Genomic DNA, 22625 nt, shown 5'->3' on the forward strand with positions numbered 1-22625 from the left:
CTCCTCGCGTGTGTCGCATCCGACGAACTGGTCGAACCGATCAGCTGCGGAGGAAGACGCAGCAGCTTGCAGTGCCCCCTCAGGGGCAGCCGGCCGGGCGTGAAGCTTCCCCACACCACACCCGGCCGGACTCACCGGCGGGTCCGTCGCCCGCCACCCGGGGGTCGGGGGCAGCGGACGACGGTCCTGCCTTGTCTGAAGGCCCCGGACCCGCGAATGCCCGGTGCCTCGCGCGCGGCACTTCGCGGGTGCCGCGCACCGGGCGCTGAGCCGCGAAACTCAGCCCCCGGCGCCAGAGCGGACGCTCGTTCGAACATCCGTTCTAACTAAGGAAGAGACTAGCACTCGTGTACGACAAAAAAGCAACTCCGCGGGCCGGTCGCCCCCGTCGTGTTGCGGCATGCGTCACACGGGAGAAAGGGGGTCAGAGGGACTTCTCGAAGGCGAGTTGGTTGTACGGGGACTCGTCGTACGGCGGAATCTCCCGGTAACCGGCACTCCGGTAGAGGGCGATGGCCTCACCGAGCGACGAATGAGTGCCCAGCCGCACCGTCGTGACGCCATGGGCCGCGGCATCGGCCTCCAGCGCCGCGAGCAGCCGCCGCGCCAACCCGAGGCCCCGCGCAGAAGGGCTCACCCAAAGGTGCCGGATCTCCGCAGCCCGCGAAGGAAGGGAAGGGGAAGGCGCGGAGGGGGAAGGGGCGGAAGGAGAAGGCGCGGAAGAGGAAGGGGAAGGGGAAGGCGCGGAGGAGGCAGGAGCGACAGGAGAAGGTGAGGCAAGGATTGGCGCGAGGCGCTGCCACAGGCCGCAGGCGATGGGGGTGTCCTCCTCGGTGGCCAGCAGGAAGGTGCCGTCGTGGAGGGTGCCGGGTGGCAGGAGGGCGCCCTCCGCGTCGTAGCCCTCCGGGAAGCGCTCAGCCAGCTCCGCCGCGTACGACCGGAGGCAGGATCGGGCCGCCGCCGAGGAATCGGGTACCGGGGTCAGCGTGATCGCGGCCAACCGGAGCAGGCGCTGGATCTCGGCCTGTGCGCCCACGAGCCGGGAACGCTGATCCGCGGACAGCGGCTCCAGCAACCCGGCCACGCTGGCCCGGGAGCGCTCCTCCAGGTCGGCCAGCTCGCGCTGCCCGGCGGAGGTCAGGGTCGCCGTCCGCACCCGCGCGTCCCCGGGACGCGGCGCCACCGACACCAGCCCTTGCGCGCTCAGCGACCGCAACATCCGGCTCAGATAGCCCGAGTCCAACCCCAGCCGGCGCCGCAGGTCGCGCAGGTCCACCCCCGCCCCGATCTCGAAGAGCAGCCGCGCCTCGCCCAGCGGGCGGCCCTGTCCCAGATATTCGTCATTCAGCACGCCGATGCGCCGCGTGTAGTACCGGTTGAAGTCGCGCATCAGGTCGATGTCGTCCACCGTTCCAATCTAAGACCTGAGTCAGAGATTGCGGGACGAAGGATCGACAGGGAGGATCCGGAGATGGACCGGATCGTCGTGGTCACCGGAGCGAGCTCCGGCATCGGCCTGGCCGCCGCCGAGCAGTTCGCCCGGCAGGGTGACCAGCTCGTTCTCGTGGGGCGCAACCCCGCCAAGCTCGCCGAGGCCGCCAAGCGCGTGCACGCCGCGGTCCGGATCTACGCGCCCGACCCCTACAAGGAGCCCGACGTTCAGCGGGCCGACTTCGACGACCTCGATCAGGTACGGAAACTCGCCGCCCACCTGGAGCGGACCTATCCGCGGATCGACGTGCTGGCCAGCAACGCCGGCGGCATGGTGGCCGAGCACCGGATCACCCGGGACGGCTTCGAGGCCACCATGCAGAGCAACCACCTCGCCGCGTTCCTGCTGACCGGCCTGCTGCACGACCGGATCGGGCGGCTGGTGGTCACCGCCTCCCGAGCTCACATGCGCGGGAAACCCGACCCCCGCGATTTCGCTCAGAAGAACACGTCCTGGCAGGCCTACAGCAAGGCCAAGGCGGCCAACATCCTGTTCGCGGCCGAGGCCGCCCGCCGCTGGCCCGGCATCACCAGCGTCTCCTTTCACCCCGGTGTGGTGCGCAGCGACTTCGGCTCGGGCAAGCTGACCCGCTTCTTCTACCGCTTCGCCCCTTTCCTGACGACGCCGGAGACGGCCGGCGAGCTTCTCGTCTGGCTGGCCGACAACCCGGTCGTCAACGGCGCCTACTACGTCGGCCATCAGCCCCGCCGGCCGTCGCGTCACGCCGCCGATCCGCAGCGCGCCCACGACCTCTGGGAGGCCAGCCTGGAGGCCACTGGCCTGGGCGAATAACCGAAATCCGGTAAGTCGTCAGCTTGTTCACAAGACCCTCCCGCGGGCGCGGGTCAGACCGTACAAAGGCGTCGTGCCGAAGCTCATCGCCGCGTTCAGCCTGATCGCCGTCACGGCACTGTGGACGTCCAACCTCGGCGAGGCGCCGGGCGGGATCGCGGCCGCGGGCCGTCTGGCCGCGCTCTGGTCGGCCGACCTGCTGCTCATCCAGGTGCTGCTCATGGCCCGCATCCCGTGGGTCGAGCGGGCGTACGGGCAGGACGCCCTGTCCCGATGGCATCGCTGGACCGGTTTCGCGTCGTTCCATCTGCTGCTCGCCCACGCGGTGCTGGCCGTCGTGGCGTACACCCGAATGGGCCGGCTGCTGGAGACCCTGGCCCTGGAAAGCATGGTGTTGGCAGTGGCGGCCCTGGCCGCCCTGACGCTCGTCGTGATCACTTCGACCCGGCACCGGCGACGTCGGTTGCGCTATGAGTCATGGCATTTATTGCATTTGTACGCCTACGCGGGCATCGTCCTGGCCCTCCCGCACATGCTGCTGCTCGGCAGCGATTTCCAGGGGAAAGCGGCGAAGGCGTACTTCTGGGGTCTCTATCTGATCGCCGCCGCCTCCATCGTGATCTTCCGTGTCGGGCTGCCGATCTGGCGAACGACAAGGCACCGGCTGGTCGTCCAGGGAATCAAGACCGAAGCACCCGGCCTGGTCTCCGTCTATCTGCGCGGAAGAAGGCTGGAACGGCTTCCGGCGCGCGCCGGGCAGTATTTCGTGTGGCGCTTCCTGGACGGTCGGGCCGGGCTGCGCGGCAACCCGTTCTCGCTCTCCGGCCCGCCGCGCCGCGACTCCCTGCGGATCACGGTGAAGGCGGTCGGCGACGGCAGCTCCCGGGTCGCCACGCTGCGGCCGGGCACCCGGGTGCTGATCGAGGGGCCGTTCGGGCGGATGACCGCGGCCACGTACGCCGGCGGCCCGGTGACCATGCTGGCCTGCGGGGTCGGGGTGACACCGTTGCTCGCGCTTCTCTGGGATCTGCCGTACGGGCGGGGGAAGGCCACGCTCGTCTACCGCACCCGGCATCCGCACGAGGTGGCGTTCCTGGAGGAGTTGGAGTGGCTGGCCGCTGACCGCGGCGTGCGGCTCGTGCCGCTGGTCGGCCCGCGCGCGTCGGACACGTCGTGGTTGCCGTCCGATTACGCGGAGTACGACGACGCGCAGGCGCTGCGGGCGCTCGCCCCCGACATCGCGGGCCACGACGTCTACGTCTGCGGGCCCGACCCGTGGGCCGAGGCGGTCTTCCGGGCGGCCCGCCGGGTGGGGGTGCCACCGGCCCGCCTGCACCGGGAGCGGTTCGGGTGGTGAGAATAGCGGGATGCAGGCACACCCGAACGTCATCGCCGTGCAGGACGCGCTGGACGCCGCCGGCGCCGCCGGCTCGCAGGTGATCATCCTGGACGAGGCCGTGCACACGGCGGCCGCGGCGGCCGACGCCCTCTGCATCGAGGTCGGCCAGATCGCCAACTCACTGATCTTCGACGCGGACGGCGAGCCGCTCCTGGTCCTGACGTCGGGCGCCCACCGGGTAGATACCGGCAAAGTCGCACAAAGTCTCCAAATCGGACGACTGAAGCGAGCGACGCCTTCATTCGTCAAGGAGCACACCGGCCAGCCGATCGGCGGGGTGGCGCCGCTGGGCCACCCGAAGCCGGTGCGCACGCTGATCGACACGGCTCTGCGGCAGTACGAGGTGATCTGGGCGGCGGGCGGCGTTCCCCAGGCGGTCTTCCCGATCACCTACGACGAGCTCCTGCGGGTCACCGCGGGCACCCCGGCCGACGTGGCCTGATGCCGGTCACCCTGCACGTCTGGCGCGTTCCCCCGAGGCGCGCCGGTTCCGCCATGCTTCGCCTGGCCCGCCGCAAGGTTCCGCCGGGCGTCTCTTTCGCCAAATTCCTGGGTACGGCGAGTGGGTTCCGCCCGGGCGACGCGGATTTGACCCGGTACGCCGCGGTGACCGTCAGCGCCGAGCCGGTCCGCTTCCCGGAGTGGGACCGCCTGGCGATCGCGCGCGCGAGGGTGGACCTGGCCCCGCTGCACAGTCGCGGCACCTGGTCCGGCCGGACGCCGTTTGACGCGGGCCAGGCTGAGAAACACAAGGGCATGGTTCTCTCTCTCACCCGTGCGAGGCTGCGGCCGACGAGGGCTCTGACGTTTTGGCGGGCCATTCCGCCGGTTGTCGGGGAGCTTGATCGGGCGCCTGGGCTGCTCGCCTACTTCGGTATGGGTGAGGCGCCGATCGGATGGCAGGGCACCGTCAGCCTTTGGAGTGATGCGGCGGACCTGGCACGATTCGCGTACCGTCAGCCGGAGCATCGCGCGGTGATCGCGCGGACGCCCACCGATCGGTGGTATGCGGAGGAGCTGTTCGCGCGGTTCGCCGTGCGGGAGATCAGCGGCGACCGGTCGGTGCTGGGCTGGCTGTCGGAGGATGTCGGAGCAGGGGGCGGGACCGGACGATGAGGCTCGTTGCGTGGCAGCCGGACGACCTGCTGCGTCGGCTCGACGACGTGGTCGGCGTCTACGGCGAGGCGATGGGCTACCGCCAGGAGCTGCTGCAGACCCGCCGCGGCTACATCGGCGCCCACGTGCGCCGGGCCGGTTTCCGGGCCGTGGCCACCCTGACCACCGACGGGCGGCTGGCCGGCTTCGGCTACGGCTACACCTCCGGCCCCGGCCAGTGGTGGCACGACCAGGTCCGCTCGGCCCTCGACGACCGCGACCGGCGGCGCTGGCTGGCCGACTGCTTCGAGGTCGTCGAGCTGCACGTGCGCCCGGTCGCCCAGGGCCACGGCGTCGGCGCCCGGCAGCTGCGCGCGCTGCTGGCCATGGCCGAGGGTGACACCGTGCTGCTCTCCACCCCCGAGGCCGACGAGCGCAAGTCGCGGGCCTGGCGGCTCTACCGCCGGTTCGGTTTCTCCGACGTCCTGCGTGACTTCCTCTTCCCGGGCGACGAGCGCAAATTCGCCATCCTGGGACGGGGGCTGCCGCTGGTCGAGCGCCCGGCCGAGGAAGCACCGGGCATCGTCGGAATCTGAATGCGGCTTCCCTGGTTCCTGCTCGGCACGCTCGTCCTGCTCCAGATCTGCTACCCGCTCACCGCCGGTGACACCCGGGCCGGCTTCACCGTGGCCACCGTGCTCATCGGCTACGTGCTGTCGGTGTCGCACGCCTGTCTGAGCCGGGGCCCGCGGGCGGCGCTGGCCCTGATCGGCACGGCCACGCTGGGTGGCTTCGCGGTCGAGGCGCTCGGCGTCGCCACCGGCTTTCCCTTCGGGACGTACGTCTACTCCGGCCAGCTCGGCCCGAAACTCCTCGGCGTCCCGCTGATCATCCCGCTGGCCTGGACGTGGATGGCCTGGCCGGCGTGGCTCGCGGCGCAACGCCTGCCCGCGCGGGCACGAATCGTGGTGGCCGCGGTCGGGCTGGCCGCCTGGGATCTCTTCCTCGATCCGCAGATGGTCGCCGAGGGTTACTGGGTGTGGGAGTCGCCGACCCCGGCCCTGCCGGGTGTTCCGGGCATCCCGATCGGCAACTATCTGGGCTGGCTGGGCTTCGCACTGGTCCTCATGACGGCCCTGTGGAAGACGGCCGGGGTGAAAGGACCTCAACCGGAGGACGCGCCCATGCTGGCCCTCTGGTTCTGGACGTACGCTTCGTCAGTGCTCGCCCACGCCGTCTTCCTGGACCTCCCCGGCTCCGCCGTCTGGGGCGGTGTGGTGATGGGCGCCGCGGTCCTGCCCGTGGCGTGGCGCCTGCGGCCCCGCCGATGATCTGGCTCGCGCTTCTGCCCTGGGTCGCGCTGACCGCGCACACCGCCGTGAACGCGCTGCTCCTGCGGCGCCTGCCGCGCGAGGCGGTCACCGGCGAGAAGATCGCACTTCTTCTTCCCGTACGCGATGAGGCCGCGCGCGTCACCGCCTGCCTCGAGTCGCTGCTGGCCCAGCGCGGCGCCGATGATCTGACCATCTACGTGCTCGACGACGGCTCGACCGACGGCACCGCCGAGATCGTCCGCTCGATCGCCGGCGACAAGGTCGTGCTGCTCACCGGCACTCCCCCGCCGCCCGGCCGGCTCGGCAAGCCGCACGCCTGCCAGCAGCTGGCCGACGCCGCCGGCGACGCCGACGTGCTGTCTTTTGTGGACGCCGACGTGGTGCTCGCGCCCGATGCCATCGCTTCCGCGACCACGCTTCTCCGCAGCGCCGAGGTCGACCTCCTCTCCCCCTACCCGAAGATCGTCGGCGCCGGCCGCCTGGTCCAGCCGCTGCTCCAGTGGTCGTGGCTGACGTTCCTGCCGCTGCGGGCCATGGAACGGTCACCGCGGACGTCACTGGCCGCGGCCGGCGGCCAATGGCTGGTGATCGACAACGAGGCGTACCGGAGAGCCGGCGGGCACGCGGCGGTCGGCGGGGAGATCCTCGAGGACATCGAGCTGGCCCGCCAGGTCAAACGCTCCGGCGGCCGCATCGCCCTGGCCGCCGGCGCGCCGCTCGCCACCTGCCGCATGTACGACTCGTGGCACGAGCTCACCGACGGTTACGCCAAGTCGCTCTGGAAATCGTTCGGCACACCGTTCGGCGCCGGCGCCGTCGTGGTCCTTCTTCTTTTGTTGTACGCGTCCCCGCCGCTCGCCACCGCAGTCCTCGCCCTTACGGGCTCTTGGGGTGCCGCGGGGGTCGCGCTGGCCGCGTACGGCCTCGGTGTGATCGGAAGGGTGATCTCGGCCGGCGCGACGGGGGGCCGAAGCTGGCCCGACGCCCTGGCCCAGCCGATCTCGATCGGCGTTTTCGCCTGGCTGGTGGCAAGATCATTCCGGCTGCGCCGGCGAGGCGGGCTGAGCTGGCGAGGAAGGCCGGTATGAGCAGAGTCGTCGTCATCGGCGCGGGCGTCGGCGGACTGACCGCGGCCGCCCGCCTGGCCGGCGCCGGGCACGACGTGACGGTGCTGGAACGCTCGGGCACGCTCGGCGGCAAGCTGGGCGTCTTCGAGCGGGACGGCTTCCGCTTCGACACCGGCCCCAGCCTGCTGACCCTGCCGCAGGTCTTCACCGAGCTCGACCTCGGCCCGGTGGAGCTCGACCCGGTGGTGCGGCACTTCTTCGCCGACGGCACCGTCCTCGACTCGTCCTCGGATCACGAGGTCTTCCTGTCCCGCATCTCCGACGCGCTGGGCTCCGGCGCCGCCGACGACTGGGACCGTTTCTGGAAACGGGCGGCCCGCATCTGGAACGCGTCGTGGCGCTCGGTGCTCCGCAAGCCGGTGACCCCGGCCTCGCTTTTGGGCCTGACCTGGCGCGTAGGCGACCTGGCGGCGATCGCCCCCGGAATGACACTGCGCGGGCTGGGTTACCGCTACCTGCGCGACCCGCGCCTGCGGATGATGCTCGACCGCTACGCCACCTACACGGGCGCCGACCCGCGCCGGGCGCCGGCCGCCCACGCCGCCGTCCCGTACGCGGAGCTGGCCTTCGGCGGCTGGTACCTCCCCGGCGGCCTCGGCACGATCGCCACCGCCCTCGCCGACCGTTGCACCCGTGCCGGCGTCCGGATCATCCTCGATTGCCCCGTGACCGCCATCGAGACAGCCAACGGCCGAGTCAGCGGCGTCCGGTTCGTCCCCTCCGCCTCGTCAGCTGCCGCCTCTTCCGCGGCCGGCTCCTCCGCGGCCGGCTTCCTTCCCGCCGACCTTGTCGTGTCCAACGTGGACGCGCTGACGGTCTACCGCGACCTGCTGCCCAGCCCCGGGCGGCTGGCCGGACTGACCGACCGGAGCCTGGCCGGCTTCGTGCTGCTGCTCGGCGTGCGCGGCGAGACGCCGTCGCTGGCCCACCACAATGTCTTCTTCCCGAGCCACTACGACGCCGAGTTCGACGCCATCTTCGGCTCCGCCTCGCGCCGCGCCCGGCCCGCCGACGACCCCACCGTCTTCGTGACCCGAGCGGCCGACCCGTCGGTGGCCCCACCCGGCTCGGAGGCCTGGTTCGTGCTGGTCAACGCTCCCCCGCACGGCACCGGCTGGCAGTCGGTCGATTGGCGCCGGCCGGGGCTCGCCGAGGCGTACGGCAAACACGTCCTTGACCTTCTGGCCCACCGCGGCCTGGACGTGCGCGACCGCCTCGTGTTCACCGAGACCCGGACTCCGGCCGACGTGGCCGCCTCGACCGCGGCCCCGGGCGGCGCCATCTACGGCACCGCCGGCAGCCTGATGCGCCCGGTCAACCACGGCCCGGTCGACGGCCTCTACCTGGTCGGCGGCTCGGTCCACCCGGGCGGCGGCCTGCCCATGGTCACTCTCTCCGCCCAGATGGTCGCCGACGAGGTCGGCCCGGCCCGCTGAGACCCGCCGCGCCGGTTCGGTGACCCTTCACGCTTCCATCGCGTGTCAAAACTCTGCCATGTCCACCGCACTGTCGTTGCTAGTGGCAGAACTCTGACATCGTTATCTCCGGATTTTTCGCTTATTTCTTAGCCTTTCGCGTCCGCTCTGACCCGGTGGCTACAGAGTTGGAACAGTCAGGAAATGTCAGAGTAATGACTCGCGCCCAGTCTGCTCTCACAGCAGCAGCCGGTGGCACGGGTGGGAAGTTCGATAAGCCGGCGGCTCGTCCTGGATATCCGCATCACGCCCCCTCACCAGGAACGGAGCTCCACATATGTCCTCCACCAGCAAACGGCTGCGCAAGCTCGTGGCCGCCGGCGCCACCGTGACGACCGCGGCCCTCGCGCTCGCCGGCTGCGGCGCCCGGGCCGGCGACGACACGGCCGGCGCCGGGTCGTCCGCGGCGGCCAGCTGCGTCGACACCTCCGGCGACACCATCAAGCTCGGCTTCCTCAACTCCCTCACCGGCGGCATGGCGATCTCCGAGAAGACCGTCTCCAACGTGCTGCACATGGCCGCCGACGAGATCAACGCCGGCGGCGGTCTCCTCGGCAAGAAGATCGAGTACGTCCAGGAGGACGGCGCCACCGACTGGCCCACCTTCGCCGAGAAGACCGAGAAGCTGCTCACCCAGGACTGCGTGGCCGCGATCTTCGGCGGCTGGACCTCGTCCTCCCGCAAGGCCGTGAAGCCGGTCGTCGAGAAGCTCAACGGCCTCTTCTTCTACCCGGTGCAGTACGAGGGCCTCGAGTCGTCGCCGAACATCTACTACACCGGTGCGACCACCAACCAGCAGATCATCCCGGCCATGGACTTCCTCGCCTCCAAGGGAGTGAAGACGCTGTTCCTGGCCGGCAGCGACTACGTCTTCCCGCGCACCGCGAACGCGATCATCAAGCTCTACGCGGCCAAGCTCGGCATCAAGATCGTCGGTGAGGAGTACGTGCCCCTCGACAAGGACGACTGGACCAGCCAGGTGGCGAAGATCGCGGCGGCCAAGCCGGACTTCATCTTCAACACCATCAACGGCTCGTCGAACGTCGGCTTCATCAAGGCCTACTACGACGCCGGCCTCACCCCCGCCAAGACGCCGATCATCTCAGTGTCGATCGCCGAGGAGGAGGCGCCGGCCATGGGCCACGAGGTCACCGGCAACTACGCGTCCTGGAATTACTTCCAGTCACTCAAGACCGCCACCAACCCCAAGTTCATCCAGAGCTGGAAGGCCTACCCCAAGAGCAGCGGCGTCACCTCCGACCCGATGGAGGCCGCCTACATCTCGCTGTACCTGTACAAGGCCCTCGTCGAGGCGGCCGGCTCGTTCGACGTCAACGCGGTGAACGCCGCGGCGAAGAAGAACACGATCACGTTCGACGCGCCGGAGGGCAAGGTCACGCTCGACGGCGAGAACCACCACATCTCCAAGCCCGGCCACATCGGACGGATCAACGCCGACAACCAGTTCGACATCGTCTGGGCCTCCGACAAGTTCATCGAGCCCGACCCGTACCTCGAGGGCTACGACTGGTTCCCGGCCGACATCCGCAAGCAGCTCACGGACGCGGCGGGCTGACCGCACGTGGACGCCCTGATCCCGCAGCTGCTGAACGGCAGCGCGCAAGGCGCGCTGCTCCTGCTCGCCGCGCTGGGACTCTCGCTCACCTTCGGCCAGATGGGCGTGATCAACATGGCCCACGGCGAGTTCCTCATGATCGGCGCCTTCAGCGCCTACCTCGTCCAGCAGGTCATCGCGGCCAGCGACCTGTCGATCCCGGTCGCGCTGCCGGTCGCGTTTGTCGTCGCCGGCCTGTTCGGCCTCCTGCTGGAAGTCACCATCATCCGATGGATGTACCGCCGGCCCCTCGACACCCTGCTGGTCACGGTCGGCGTCGGCCTGATCCTTCAGCAGGCGGCACTGCAGATCTTCCCGTCCCAGGGCGTCCCGGTGGAGAAGCCCAGCTGGCTCGACGGGCAGCTGACCATCCTCGGCTACGCCTGGCCGATGCGGCAGCTGTTCACCATCCTGCTGGCGGCCGTCTGCGTCGCCGCGCTGTCGGCCTGGCTCAAGTACACGTCGTTCGGCCGCCGCATCCGGGCGACCGTGCACAACCGGGATCTCGCCGAGACCACGGGCATCTCCACCCGCACCATCGACCGCCTCACCTTCTTCGTCGGCTCGGGTCTGGCCGGGGTCGCCGGCGTGGCCGCGTCGCTCATCGGCGGCACGAACTCCCAGATGGGCGCGCAGTACATCATCCCGGCCTTCCTCGTCGTCGCCGCCGGCGGCATCGGCCAGCTCAAGGGCACCATCCTCGCCGCCTGGGCGGTGGGCGTCGCGCTCGCGTTCTTCGCCTACTGGACCACCGGCAGCCTGGCGCAGGTGCTCGCCTTCATCCTCGTGATCGTCTTCCTGCAACTGCGCCCGCAGGGCCTGTTCACGGTGCGAACCAGGAGTCTCGCATGACGAAGAAGCCATGGATCTCCCTCGGCGGCATCGGGGTGTTCGCCGTTCTGCTCCTCGCGGTCGCTCCCCTCGTGCTCACCGATCACTGGCTCAACAACCTCGGCAAGTACTGCTGCTGGGCCATCGCCGCCGTCGGCATCGGCCTGGCCTGGGGCCGGGGCGGGATGCTCGTGATGGGGCAGGGGGTGTTCTTCGCCCTCGGCGCCTACTCGATGGCCATGCATCTTACGCTGGAGACCGCCGGTGACCGGATACCCGCGTTCATGGTGCTCTACGATCCGCTCGCGCCGCTGCCGGCGTTCTGGGAGCCGTTCCGCGGCGCGGGCTTCACCCTGGCGGCGATCGTGCTGCTCCCGGTGGTCGTGGCCGGCGCCCTCGGCTACGCGCTGTTCAAGCGCCGGGTGAAGGGCGCGTACTTCGCGATCCTGTCGCAGGCGCTCGCCGTCGCGCTGGCCGTCCTGATCAGCTCCACGATCCGCGAGACCGGCGGCGACACCGGGCTCAGCGACTTCAAGTATTTCTTCGGCTTCGTGCTGAACGACCCGGCGAACCGTCAGATGGTGTACCTCATCGCGGCCGGGCTGCTCATCGTGTGCCTGCTCGCGGTGTGGCAGTTCTACCGCAGCCGCTTCGGTGAGCTCCTCATCGCCACCCGGGACGCCGAGGAGCGGGTGCGCTTCCTCGGTTACGACCCGGCCAACGTCAAGCTCGTCGCCTTCGTCGTCTCCGCCCTGATGGCCAGCATCGGCGGAGCGCTGTTCGTGCCCATCGTCGGCATCATCACCCCGGCCGAGATCGGCGCCGCCGCCTCGATCCTCATGATCGCGGGGGTGGCCCTGGGCGGCCGCGCCTCGCTGTTCGGGCCCGCGCTCGGCGCGATAGCGGTCGGCTGGGGACAGTCGAGTCTCGGCTCGACCTGGCCCGACGGCTGGACGTACGTCCTCGGTCTTCTGTTCATCGTCGTCATCCTCTTCCTGCCGAACGGGCTGTCGTCGCTGCCGGCCCGGTTCACCGGGCGGGCGCGCCGGACCCCGGTCGAGCAGCCCACGCCGGCGATCGCCGCCGCCGAACTAGAAGGGGTGCGCTCATGACCGGCGCATCACTGGTCGTCACTGATCTCCGCGTCGAGTTCTCGGGTTTCGTCGCGGTCGGTGGCGTCAGTTTCGACGCGCACCCCGGCGAGGTCCGCTTCCTCATCGGCCCGAACGGCGCCGGCAAGACGACGTGCATCGACGCCGTCACGGGGCTGACCAAGGCCACCGGGTCGGCCCGGCTCGGTCAGACAGAGCTGCTGGGTAAGCAGGTACACAAGATCGTCCGCCGGGGGATCGGCCGCACGTTCCAGACCGCGAGCGTCTTCGACGAGCTCACCGTGCTGCAGAACCTCGACATCGCCGCCGGCCTCCACCGCCGTTCGGTCTCGCTGCTGCGGGCCCGGCGCGGGATCGACCCGTCGATCGAGCGTGCGCTGGAGGAGACCGGGCTCACCGGCGAGCTCACCACGCCGGCCGGCATCCTGTCGTACGGCCAGAAGCAGTGGCTGGAGATCGCGATGCTGCTCGTGCAGGACGCGAAGGTGCTGCTGCTCGACGAGCCGGTCGCCGGCATGAGCCAGGACGAGCGCACCGCGACCGGCGAGCTTCTCCAGCGCATCGCGGCCAAGCGCATCGTGCTCGTGGTCGAGCACGACATGGACTTCATGCGCCGCTTCGCCACCCGCGTGACAGTGCTGCACCAGGGCAAGGTGCTCTCGCAGGGGACGGTGGCCGAGGTCCAGGCCGATCCCCAGGTGCAGGAGGTCTACCTCGGCACCGCCGACGCCATCACGGAGGCTTGACATGCTGGAACTCACCGACATCGAGGCCGGCTACGGGCGCACCCGGGTTCTGCACGGCGTGACGGTGCCGACCGGCAAGGTGGTGGCCGTGCTCGGCCACAACGGCGCCGGCAAGACGACCCTGCTGCGTCTCGCGATCGGCCTCATCAAGCCGTCGAAGGGCCGCGTGGTGTTCGACGGCGAGGACATCACCTCGCTCGCGCCGAACCAGCGCGTGAAACGCGGCATGGCGTACGTGCCGCAGGGCCAGCAGGCGTTCGGCCAGCTCACTACGCTGGAGAATCTGCAGCTCGTCGCCGACGGGCGCCGGCGCGGCAAGGCTCTCATCGAGGCACAGATGGCCCGCTTCCCCGCCCTGGAGAAGTTCGCCACCCGCAAGGCGGGCCTGCTCTCGGGCGGACAGCGCCAGCAGCTCGCGATCGCCCGTGCCCTGATCACCGAGCCGAAGCTGCTCATCCTCGACGAGCCGACCGAGGGCATCCAGCCCACGATCGTCGCCGAGATCGAGCACACCATCGTGCAGCTGGCCGGCGAGGGCATCAACGTGCTGCTCGTCGAGCAGCACATCGGCTTCGCCCTGCAGGCCGCCGAGCGCTACGTCGTACTCGCCTCGGGTTTCGTCACACAGACCGGAGAGGGCGGCATGGCCGCCACCTCGACCGTGCGAGCCGCCATGGCGATCTGAGCGGGCGTGACTCACACCGGCAACGCCGCCGTAACACCGGACAGCGAATATGCCCTGTGGCGACGGACAACGCGCGCGCGGCCGCAGAGGACAGCCTCGAGGACTACGCCTTCCGCTACGTGCCGCGCACCTTCCGGCGATGGAGCGCGGCCTCCGTCGGGGCGACCGCCCTCGGGTCCATCGCGTTCCTCGCCGACTTCTCGATCGGCGCGAGCATCGGCATCGACCACGGCACCGGAAACGCCGTGCTCGGCATCGTGTTCGCGTCGGTCATCATCGTCATCGTCGGCGTGCCCGTCGCCTACTACGCCGCCCGCTACAACCTCGACCTCGATCTCATCGCCCGCGGCTCGGGATTCGGCTACTACGGCTCCATCATCACGACCGTGGTCTTCGCGGGCTTCACCTGCATCTTCTTCGCCCTGGAGGGCGCCATCATGGCGCAGGGGCTCCAGCTGGCGACGAGGATGCCGCTGTGGCTCGGCTATCTCGTCTCGACCGTCGTGGTGATCCCGATCGTCATCTACGGCATGCGTGCGCTGGAGCGGCTGCAGTTCTGGACCACGCCCCTGTGGCTGGCCCTCGCCCTGCTGCCGCTGCTGTGGATCGTCGTCTCCGACCCCGAGGCGGTGCGCGCCTTCACGTCGTTCACCGGCGACTCCGACGGCTCGATCAGCTTCGGCGCCGTGGTGTCGAGCGCGGCCGTGTGCTTCGCCCTCACCCCGCAGCTGGCGGAGCAGATCGACTACATCCGCGCCATGCCGCCGCGCACGCCGTCGAACGCCCGCTCCTGGTGGACGTCGTTCGTGTTCTCCGGCCCGGGCTGGGTCATCTTCAGCGGCACCAAGCAGGTGATCGGGGTGTTCCTCGCCGTCTACCTCCTCGTGAAGGTCGAACCCACCCTCGGGCACCAGGCGACCGAGCCGGTCAAGCAGTTCGTCGTGATGTATCAGACCCTCGTCCCCGACTGGCTCGCGATCGTTCTCGCCCTGGTGCTCGTCGTGGTCGCGCAGGTGAAGATCAATGTGACGAACGCGTACTCGGGCTCGCTCGCCTGGTCGAACGTCTTCACCCGGCTGGCCAAGCACTACCCCGGTCGCACGATCTTCGTGCTGTTCAACCTGGTCATCGCCTACGGGCTCATGATGCTGGACGTGTTCACCCTCATCTCCTTCGTGCTGAGCCTCTACGCGAACGTCGTCATGGCGTGGCTCGTGACGATCGCCACCGACATCGCGATCAACAAGCGGGTGCTGCACATCTCGCCGCGCTTCCCCGAGTTCCGCCGCGGCATGCTGCACGACTGGAACCCGGTGGGGCTCGTGTCGGTGGGGCTCGCCTCGCTGCTGTCGCTGCTCGCGTTCGCCGGGCTGCTCGGCGCCGGGGTCAAGCCGTTCTCGGTGCTCATCGCGATCGGTGTCGCGTTCGTGGCCACGCCGGTCATGGCCCTCGCCACGCGGGGGCGTTACTACCTGCGCCGCCGCTCCGACGGCATCGACTCCCCCCGCTTCGACGAGCACGGCAACCCGTCCAGCGAGCGGCTCCGCTGTCACGTCACCGGATATACGTTCGAGCGGCCGGATATGCTGGCCTCGGCTGAGAGAGGACCGCGCGGCGAGGTGCAGTACGTCTCGTCGCTGGCGCTCGCGCTCGACGATTCCGATCGCTACGTGCTCCCGCCGGAAGTCACCGGGCCCCCGCGCTGGGCGGCTGCCCGCAGGGCGTCCCCACGGGAGGAGACGTGATGGAGGAGCCGGTCGACACGGCGACCGCGATTCTCGCGAGCGCCGCGGTGCTGCTGCGCGAGCGCACGTTCGACGACATCTCCTACCGTGTCCTGGCCGACGAGGTCGGCATCTCGGAGCGCACGATCTACCGCCAGTACCCCACGCGCCCGCACCTGCTGGCCGCGCTCTCCAACTGGATCGAGCAGAGCTGCTTCCCGCTCCCGCCGTTCGTGACCGTGCCCGATTTCCGTGCCGCCGTGCACGAGCGCTTCCGGGCCTTCGACGCGTCGCCCGCGTACGCGCACGTCGGCGCGCGGGCGTCCGCGATCTCGCCGACGCTCGACACCGAGCCCGCCTACATCACGCGCGCGATCGAGGCGATGCTCGACGTGGCGGCGCCGACACTCAACCAGCGGGACCGGCGGCGGATCGCGGCATCCCTGCGCTACTTCTCGTCGGCGATGTTCTGGGCGCGCCTGCGCACGGGCTTCGACCTGGATGCCGGCGAGATCTGCGACGCGTTCGACCGTGCCGTCGACACGGTGCTCGCCAAGCTGCCCTCCTCCGCGACGTGGGCGCAGCCGTGACGGTCCCCGAGCTGAGCGGCACGCAGGAGGCGATTCTCGCCGCCTACGCGGAGCTGATCGAGGAGGTCGGCAGCGACGACGTGTCGTACCGGGTCATCGCGCGCCGGGCCGGCATCGCCGAGCGCACGGTGTTCCGCAACTATCCGACGCGCGTCGACCTGCTGCTGGCGACCGCGGCGTGGATCGAGGCGACGCTGTTCGCCCGCGCGGAATCGCAGTCGATCTTCGACGTCCCGCTGGCGATCCGTGACGCGATGCTGCGGTACGACGAGCGGCCGGAGCTCGCCCACGTCGTCGCCGAGACGGCCATGCGCGGCGTGAACGGCGCGGCGCCGTCACCCGGCCGGGCGCAACTCGAGCGGCTGCTCGACACCGAGGTGCCCTCCCTCGACGCAGCGCAGCGCACGGCGATCGTCGCGGCCCTGTCGCACCTCGACTCCGTCGGCACCTGGGTGACCTTCCGCCGCGAGTTCGGCATGGACCGCCGAGACATCGCCGACGCCGCCGCCTGGGCCGCGGAGGCGGTGCTCGACACCATCCGCGACCGCGTCGTGTCACCGACGTTTCGGTCACGTTGAAAAGGCTCGACATCTCGCCGGAGAACCGTGTGACCTCACACACTGACCAGCGCCTCATAGCGGAATTCAAGAGAGCGGAAGGTTATCAGGATTTAACGCTCCCCTATGCATATCAGCAGCTCAGGGACTATGACAAATAATAGATAAGCTCACTGGGCCGCATGCGCGGAAACAATCTCGCTAATTCGCGGCCGGTGCCGAATGTAAATATTCGGGTCGATGTATCGCGCGTCCGCAGATGTTCCTGTTCCCTGGTTTACGGCACCGAATCCACGGCGCTGCATATCTTCGGGAGCATCCATGACGGCACCGCCAGTTCCGCCGGCCCGGGCAGCTCGCCTGGCATGGCGGCCGCTGCAGCGTTCGACTCGTGTAGCCATCATCGCGGCGCTCGCCGCGACCCTGTTCTATCAGCTCTTCCTGCTCAACCCGGCCTACCGTGGGCCCGGCTGGCTGTGGTTCGCCATGCTGGCGGCCGAGGGACTGACCGCTCTGCACCTGATCGGCACGTGGTGGACCATCCTGGCCCACGACGACCGGCCCGAATCGGTGGACGCCACGGTCTGGCGCAACCGGCTGCGGGCCGGCTCGGATGCGCCGTCCATCGACGTCTTCATCACCGCGTACGGCGAGGAGCCGGCGCTGGTGCGGCGCACCATGATTGCGGCCCGCGACATGGACCTGCCACATCGGACGTTCCTGCTCGACGACGGCGACAGCGATGAGCTGCGCGAGATCGCGGACCAGGTGGGCATCGACTATCTGCGCCGCCCGGGCGGCGCGCACGCGAAGGCCGGCAACGTCAATGCCGGGCTGGCCCGCACCAACGGCGAGTTCGTGGTCATCTTCGACGCCGACCATGTGCCCGAGCCGGGCTTCCTGCTCAGCATCCTGCCGCACTTCCACGACCCGGACGTGGCATTTGTCCAGTCCCCGCAGTTCTACACGAACAAAGTGAATCTGGTCGCCACCGGCTCCGGCGAGGCTCAGCGCATCTTCTACGAGCTCGTCTGCCCGGGTAAGAACCACTTCAACGCCGCCTTCTGCGTCGGCACGAACGTGATGTTCCGGCGGGACGCGCTGGACACCATCGGCGGCATCTGGACGGGCAGCAACTCCGAGGACATCTGGACGTCGATCGAGCTGCACAAGCGTGGCTGGAAGTCCATCTACGTCCCCCAGGTGCTGGCTCGCGGGCTGGCTCCCCAGGATGTCCCCTCGTATCTCAAACAGCAGCTGCGCTGGGCGAGCGGCGGTTTCGAGGTGCTGCTGCGCGGGCGGCTGTTCAAGCGGGGCATCGGCCTGACGATCGACCAGCGACTGCAGTACCTGTTCTGCGGTACGCACTACCTGCTGTCCCTGGCGATGCTGACCTTCATGCTCTTCCCGGCGCTCTACCTCCTCTTCGCGCTGAGCCCCATTCGCGCTGACGGCTTCGCGTGGGCGACCCACTACCTGCCGTTCCAGGCGGCCGTGCTGCTGGTCACCTGGCTGCAGTCGGGCGGCTTCAAGCTGTCGGCGATCGTGGCCAGCATCGGCGCGACGCCGGTGCATCTGCGAGCGCTCGGTGGCGTGCTGCTCGGGCGGCCGGCGAAATGGAAGGCCACCAACGCCGGCGGCGACGGCATCCGGTCACTGTGGGCGGTCATGCCCCTGTTCGCGCTGTTGGTGCTGAATGTCACCGCCATCGTGGTCGGTGTGCTCGTGATGGCCGATCCCGGCCCGACCTGGCTGTCCGTCGGCTGGGCCTCCATGATCGTTCTGATCCTCGGCCGGATGATCCTCGAATCGGTCACCGGCGGCCGGCTCCGGCACGGCGCGAAGCCCTCGGCCGGAACGCCGGCGGCCGCACTCCCGACAGCCGGAGAACCAGCCGCCCTCCGGCCGCAGCACGCCGCGGTGACCGCATGACCTCGGCTCCGCCTGCCCCCCACCGCCGCCCGACCCGGTCCACACCGCCGAGAGGTACGACCATGAGCGCCACTGTCGACAATGTCCGAACCTTCGACGACGAGACGACCAGAGTCATCGAGCGCACCGCACCGGCGGACCCGCCGCCGAAGCGCCGGGGCCGTGGCGCACTGCGCGTCGCGCGGACCAGCGTGGTGGTCGTCATCCTGCTGGGAGCGGCCGGCGCGGGCGGGACCCACGTCGTACGGCAGCGCCTCGCCGAACGAAACATGGTGGACGCCGGCACCGCCGTGCTCATCGCGCAGCCGATCGCGGTCGGTTCGGCCGACGCCGCGGTGGTCACCGACATGCGGGCCACCGAGCGGACCAGCGTCACCGCCGGCGCCGTCCTGGCCACCATCACCCTGACCGCCGACGGGGACGGAACCAAGCGGCGAGTGCAGAAGCTTCAGGCGCCGACCGCGGGCATCGTCACCAAGATCAACGTTGCTCCCGGGCAGATCGCCCGGGCCGGTGAGCCGATCGTCACCCTGTACGACCCGGCCAAGGTCGCCTTCGCGGTCGACGTGCCGCTGGAGAAGCTGCGCAAGTTCCGCCTCGGGATGACCGCCTACGTGACCGGTCCCGGCCTCTCCCGCCGGATAACAGCGACGCTGGAGAAGGTCGAGCCGAAGGTCGACGCCGGCCGGCCGGCGAACGCCGCGGACCAGCTGACCGTGGTGCTGCGACCGGACCCGGCGGCCCGGTCGACAGTGCGGACCCTGGTGCCGGGGCTGCAGTTCGCCGTAGTCGTCGACACCACCACGGCCGCGGGCAGCACCCCCGCCGTCAACAGCGCATGAACCGCCGCATCCGCACCATGACCGCGATCGCGGCTCTCACCGCGCTGACGGCGTGCACGTCCACCCCCGACGCGGCGCCGCCGGACCAGGCTCCGGGCGCGCCGCCGCCGAATGCCGGAACGGTCATGGAGGACGCCGCCGCGTCGCCGCTCACGACGCCCGTGGTGAACGGCCGCGGAAGCATCGCCGGGAAGCTGCCGGCCGGTTCCGCCCCGGCCAAGGCACCCACCCAGGCCGGCGACCTCACCGGCCAGGCGGTGCCGACCAACCAGTGGTGGAGCTCCGCCCTGACCGGACCCCGTACCCAACCGATCTGGACCCACCCGCTGGCCGTGCAGGCCGCTGCCGGCGGCCTTCAGATCAGCGGCGCGTCACTCACCGCCTCCGCGAACGCCGTCATCACCCCGTTCGTGCCCTCCCTCACCGTCGGCGCGGCCACCGGCCCCGTGACCGTCGTCGGCTACGGCGCCTTCCACGTCGTCCTCCGGGTCGGGCTCGCCGGCGGCGGCCGGGTCGATGTCACCCTCGCGCAGGGCAGTCCGGTGGTGTGGCTGCGCTTCGACGGGGCGGCGCCCACCGTGAACGGCACCTTCCGCGACGTCGGCAGCTCGCCCACCCGGGCCCGGCTCGACATCGCCGGCGGGCGCTGGGACGTTCTCGGCACCGATCTGGCGCTGACCGGAACCACCGTCACCGGGTCGGGCCGGCAACTCGCCGTGGCCCGGGTCCCGGCCGGGGCCGATCGGGCGAGCTGGGAGAAGGCCAGCACCGGCGATCCGATCGTGCGGACCACGGCCACCATGGCGTACGACGCCGCGGCCGGGACGGTCACTCAAACGCTCACCGCACGCCGGGCCGCCGGCGGAGCCGGAGCGTGGGCCCTGCTGCCGCACCACCGAGCCGGCCTGGTCGCCGGACCACAGCCCCTGGCCGGCTCCTATCCGGACGCACGGGGGACGATGTCCCTGGTCACGGCCGACGCGGTGCAGGTCAGGACCACGATGCCGGGCCTGCTCACCGCCATGCCGAAGGTGCCGTTGAGCCAGGCGGCGAACAAGGCCGTGCGGGCCGACCTGAACCGTGACCTGGCCGATCCGCCCGGCGCGGGCGGCAGCTACTTCGGACTCAAGGAACTCGGCCGGCTGGCCACCATCGCCGAGGTCGCGAACGCCTCGGGCGCGGCCACCCAGCGCACGGCGGCGCTCGACCGGTTGCGGCCGCAGCTCGTCGACTGGCTGACCTACACGGGACCGAGCGACGGGCGCTACTTCGGCTACGACCCCGTCTGGGGTGGACTGATCGCCGTCCCGGCCGAGTTCGGCGCGCAGGACTACAACGACCATCACTTCCAGTACGGCTATCTGGTCCGCGCCGCGGCCGTGCTGGCGACGGCCGACCCCACCTTCGCCCGCGATTACGGCGACGTGGTCGACCTGATCGTCCGCGACTACGCCGGTTCCCTGGCGATCGGCCCCGCGAGCGGGCTGCCGCCGTACCGCGCCTTCAACGCCTATCTGGGCAGTTCGGCCGCCTCCGGATTCGCCCCCTTCGCGGACGGCAACAATCAGGAGTCGTCCAGCGAGGCGGTGGCGGCCTGGGAGGCCGTGGTCCGCTGGGGAGTGGTCCGTGACAACGCCGAGATGACCGGGTACGGCATCACCCACTACGCCCTGGAGGCCGCGACCGCCCGCATGTACTGGCTCGGCGAGGGGTTGACCCGCGAGGCCGGATACGCGCACACCACTGCCGGCATCGTCTGGGACGCCAAGATCGACTTCGCGACCTGGTTCGACCCCAAGCCGGAGTCCGTCCTCGGCATCCAGTTGCTGCCCTTGACGGCCGGTGCGTTCTATCGTGGCCCATCGGCCGCCCGCCAGAAGGAGGTGGGCGACAAGCCCACGGTCTGGGGCGACCTGTTCGCCGCCGACCTCGCCCTGTCCGACCCGGAAGCGGCCCGCCGCCGGCTCGACGCGGGGGTTCCCCGGGAGGAGAGCACCAGCCGGGCGATGGTCCGCTACTGGATCGAGGCTCTGGCCGTGCTGGGACCTCCCCAGCCGAAGGCCGCCGCACCGGTGGGGTCCCTGGCGTTCGGGCCCGTCGACGCCCCGCGCATCGTCCGGGCGCCCGGAGGCTGAGGTGCGGGCGCCGGCATGTCGAAAACCGGCCGCCTCCTTCGACCTCGGTGTGAACCCGACATGAGGAGGCAGTCTTGTCCACGCCGACGATCACCGATCGCGAGACCTGGCAGAAGCAGCTCGACGAGCTCCGGGTGCGGGAGAAGGCGCACACCCATGAGGGCGATGCCATCGCCGCGGCGCGGCGGCGGCTGCCGATGGTGGAGGTCGACCCGTCCACGCCGTTGACCGGAGTGGACGGGCCGGTTCCTCTGATCGACGTCTTCGAGGGCCGGACGCAGCTGTTCGCGTCGTACCACATGTGGCACACCGGCCGGTCCGCCGCCGATCAGTGCGAGGGCTGCACGTTCTTCACCGGCCAGGTCCTCGAGTTGTCCTACCTGCACTCGCGGGACGTCACGTTCGCCGTCCTCTGCCAGGGGCCGATCGAGGAGAGCTCGCGCTACCGCGACTTCATGGGCTGGCGAATGCCCTGGTACTCGGTGCCCGCGGAGTCAGCCGATGCGCTGCTGGCCGGCCGGGGGTACGGGATGGCGGCGTGCTACCTGCGCGACGGCGACCGGGTCTTCGAGACCTACTGGACCACCGGTCGCGGCGTCGAGCCGATGACACCCACGTACGGGATGCTCGACATGACCGTCCACGGCCGTCAGGAGCAGTGGGAGGACTCGCCGGAAGGCCGGCCCCGGCGCTTCCGTGTCGACGGCGACCAGTTCCGGCTGGACGGGCGGCCCACGTCGCAGTGGGCGCGCCTGGCCGCCGGCCGGGACGACGATCTCGGCCCGGCCGAGGCCGGCCACGGCGCGCACCACTGCCACTGAGCCCGGGTCGGGGCGTCAGCGTGGGTCGTCGCCGAAGCGCGAGGTGGACCAGAAGTAGCCGAGGAGCGTCAGGCCCACGCACCAGGCGACGGCGAGCCAGCCGTTGTGGCCGATGCCGGTGCCCAGTAGCAGGCCGCGCAGGGTTTCGATGGCCGGGGTGAACGGCTGGTATTCGGCGATCGGCTGGAACCAGCCCGGCATCGAGTCGACCGGGACGAACGCGCTGGACAACAGGGGCAGCAGGATCAACGGCATCGCGTTGTTGCTGGCCGCCTCCGCGTTCGGGCTGACCAAACCCATCCCGACCGCGATCCAGGTCAG

At 70.2% G+C, this 22625-nt stretch carries 22 protein-coding genes; 20 read left to right on the forward strand and 2 right to left on the reverse strand.

Going from position 1 to position 22625, the window contains the following annotated elements; all coding sequences use genetic code 11:
- Positions 1–424 precede the first annotated feature (424 nt).
- Entirely contained in the window at positions 425–1408 is a 984-nt protein-coding gene (locus tag CRP55_RS25160; protein WP_179855329.1) for a GNAT family N-acetyltransferase, read from the reverse strand.
- A gap of 63 nt (positions 1409–1471) precedes the next feature.
- Here CRP55_RS25160 and CRP55_RS25165 point away from each other — a divergent pair, with 63 nt between their 5' ends.
- The 20 genes from CRP55_RS25165 to CRP55_RS25260 all read left to right on the forward strand — a co-directional run bounded on the left by CRP55_RS25165 (position 1472) and on the right by CRP55_RS25260 (position 22304).
- Positions 1472–2284 (forward strand): SDR family NAD(P)-dependent oxidoreductase, encoded by an 813-nt coding sequence (locus CRP55_RS25165; RefSeq protein WP_097322574.1) that lies wholly within the window; start codon positions 1472–1474, stop codon positions 2282–2284.
- A gap of 73 nt (positions 2285–2357) precedes the next feature.
- Positions 2358–3641, forward strand: a complete 1284-nt coding sequence (locus CRP55_RS25170) for a ferredoxin reductase family protein (protein ID WP_245923355.1) — start codon at positions 2358–2360, stop codon at positions 3639–3641.
- Positions 3642–3651: 10 nt separating this feature from the next.
- Entirely contained in the window at positions 3652–4125 is a 474-nt protein-coding gene (locus tag CRP55_RS25175; RefSeq protein ID WP_097322575.1) for a YbaK/EbsC family protein, read from the forward strand.
- Positions 4125–4799, forward strand: a complete 675-nt coding sequence (locus tag CRP55_RS25180) for a monooxygenase (protein WP_097322576.1) — start codon at positions 4125–4127, stop codon at positions 4797–4799. The genes CRP55_RS25175 and CRP55_RS25180 overlap by 1 nt, the downstream gene beginning before the upstream one ends.
- Positions 4796–5374 (forward strand): GNAT family N-acetyltransferase, encoded by a 579-nt coding sequence (locus CRP55_RS25185; RefSeq protein ID WP_097322577.1) that lies wholly within the window; start codon positions 4796–4798, stop codon positions 5372–5374. The genes CRP55_RS25180 and CRP55_RS25185 overlap by 4 nt, the downstream gene beginning before the upstream one ends.
- Positions 5375–6109: a carotenoid biosynthesis protein gene (locus tag CRP55_RS25190; protein WP_097322578.1), complete on the forward strand. Its 735-nt coding sequence runs from the start codon at positions 5375–5377 to the stop codon at positions 6107–6109.
- Entirely contained in the window at positions 6106–7200 is a 1095-nt protein-coding gene (locus tag CRP55_RS25195) for a glycosyltransferase family 2 protein (protein WP_097322629.1), read from the forward strand. The genes CRP55_RS25190 and CRP55_RS25195 overlap by 4 nt, the downstream gene beginning before the upstream one ends.
- Positions 7197–8675, forward strand: a complete 1479-nt coding sequence (locus CRP55_RS25200) for a phytoene desaturase family protein (RefSeq protein ID WP_097322579.1) — start codon at positions 7197–7199, stop codon at positions 8673–8675. Before CRP55_RS25195 ends, CRP55_RS25200 begins: the two co-directional genes overlap by 4 nt.
- Before the next feature lie 316 nt (positions 8676–8991).
- A complete protein-coding gene (urtA, locus tag CRP55_RS25205) occupies positions 8992–10290 on the forward strand; it encodes an urea ABC transporter substrate-binding protein (RefSeq protein WP_097322580.1) in 1299 nt (432 codons plus the stop codon).
- A gap of 6 nt (positions 10291–10296) precedes the next feature.
- A complete protein-coding gene (gene urtB / locus CRP55_RS25210) occupies positions 10297–11181 on the forward strand; it encodes an urea ABC transporter permease subunit UrtB (RefSeq protein WP_097322581.1) in 885 nt (294 codons plus the stop codon).
- Positions 11178–12272: an urea ABC transporter permease subunit UrtC gene (gene urtC / locus CRP55_RS25215; protein ID WP_097322582.1), complete on the forward strand. Its 1095-nt coding sequence runs from the start codon at positions 11178–11180 to the stop codon at positions 12270–12272. Before urtB ends, urtC begins: the two co-directional genes overlap by 4 nt.
- Positions 12269–13018: an urea ABC transporter ATP-binding protein UrtD gene (gene urtD, locus CRP55_RS25220; RefSeq protein WP_097322583.1), complete on the forward strand. Its 750-nt coding sequence runs from the start codon at positions 12269–12271 to the stop codon at positions 13016–13018. Before urtC ends, urtD begins: the two co-directional genes overlap by 4 nt.
- A gap of 1 nt (position 13019) precedes the next feature.
- A complete protein-coding gene (locus CRP55_RS25225; RefSeq protein ID WP_097322584.1) occupies positions 13020–13703 on the forward strand; it encodes an ATP-binding cassette domain-containing protein in 684 nt (227 codons plus the stop codon).
- A 56-nt stretch (positions 13704–13759) separates the two neighbouring features.
- A complete protein-coding gene (locus CRP55_RS25230; protein ID WP_218854695.1) occupies positions 13760–15448 on the forward strand; it encodes a purine-cytosine permease family protein in 1689 nt (562 codons plus the stop codon).
- A complete protein-coding gene (locus tag CRP55_RS25235; protein WP_097322586.1) occupies positions 15448–16017 on the forward strand; it encodes a TetR/AcrR family transcriptional regulator in 570 nt (189 codons plus the stop codon). The genes CRP55_RS25230 and CRP55_RS25235 overlap by 1 nt, the downstream gene beginning before the upstream one ends.
- Positions 16002–16595, forward strand: a complete 594-nt coding sequence (locus tag CRP55_RS25240; protein WP_097322587.1) for a TetR/AcrR family transcriptional regulator — start codon at positions 16002–16004, stop codon at positions 16593–16595. Before CRP55_RS25235 ends, CRP55_RS25240 begins: the two co-directional genes overlap by 16 nt.
- Positions 16596–16895: 300 nt before the next feature.
- Complete coding sequence (locus tag CRP55_RS25245; protein WP_245923356.1) at positions 16896–18506, forward strand: glycosyltransferase family 2 protein; 1611 nt, start codon at positions 16896–16898, stop codon at positions 18504–18506.
- 62 nt (positions 18507–18568) lie between these two features.
- On the forward strand, positions 18569–19348 hold the full coding sequence (locus CRP55_RS25250) for an HlyD family secretion protein (RefSeq protein ID WP_097322588.1): 780 nt from the start codon (positions 18569–18571) through the stop codon (positions 19346–19348).
- The gene (locus CRP55_RS25255) at positions 19345–21483 is read left to right on the forward strand and encodes a glycosyl hydrolase (RefSeq protein WP_097322589.1); all 2139 of its coding nucleotides are present in this window, start codon (positions 19345–19347) and stop codon (positions 21481–21483) included. The genes CRP55_RS25250 and CRP55_RS25255 overlap by 4 nt, the downstream gene beginning before the upstream one ends.
- Before the next feature lie 74 nt (positions 21484–21557).
- Positions 21558–22304: a DUF899 family protein gene (locus tag CRP55_RS25260; RefSeq protein WP_097322590.1), complete on the forward strand. Its 747-nt coding sequence runs from the start codon at positions 21558–21560 to the stop codon at positions 22302–22304.
- A gap of 15 nt (positions 22305–22319) precedes the next feature.
- Here CRP55_RS25260 and CRP55_RS25265 read toward each other — a convergent pair.
- On the reverse strand, positions 22320–22625 hold a 306-nt coding region (locus CRP55_RS25265), incomplete at its 5' end, for an ABC transporter permease (RefSeq protein WP_143234866.1).

The organism is Paractinoplanes atraurantiacus (assembly GCF_900215205.1).
Classification (GTDB): domain Bacteria; phylum Actinomycetota; class Actinomycetes; order Mycobacteriales; family Micromonosporaceae; genus Actinoplanes; species Actinoplanes atraurantiacus.